This is a genomic window from Paraburkholderia sp. SIMBA_027 (genome assembly GCF_046535315.1).
In the GTDB taxonomy this organism is placed as follows: domain Bacteria; phylum Pseudomonadota; class Gammaproteobacteria; order Burkholderiales; family Burkholderiaceae; genus Paraburkholderia; species Paraburkholderia tropica.
Genome location: NZ_JAWRWY010000216.1, coordinates 1 through 352 on the forward strand (window position 1 = coordinate 1; position 352 = coordinate 352).

1 protein-coding gene is annotated in these 352 nt (G+C 62.8%); it reads right to left on the reverse strand.

From position 1 onward, the window contains the following. Positions 1 to 119 precede the first annotated feature (119 nt). The coding region (locus tag SB764_RS38840) for a sigma-70 family RNA polymerase sigma factor (protein ID WP_410866588.1) at positions 120 to 352 on the reverse strand (233 nt) is incomplete at its 5' end.

Genomic DNA, 352 nt, shown 5'->3' on the forward strand with positions numbered 1-352 from the left:
CTCCGGCCATCCTCTGCCGAATTGTGGCATGACGGCGGCAGGCAAACGCCTTAGTTGCACCCTGCCCAAAAGAAAAGCCCGGCACATGGCCGGGCTTTGTATGTCGTGACGCCGTCCGCTCAGCTGTCGAGGAACGAGCGCAGCTTCCGCGAGCGACTCGGGTGCTTGAGCTTGCGCAGAGCCTTCGCTTCGATCTGGCGGATACGTTCGCGGGTCACCGAGAACTGCTGGCCGACTTCTTCGAGCGTGTGGTCGGTATTCATGCCGATGCCGAAGCGCATGCGAAGAACACGTTCTTCGCGCGGCGTCAGCGAGGCCAGAACCCGGGTCGTCGTCTCGCGCAGGTTTGCCT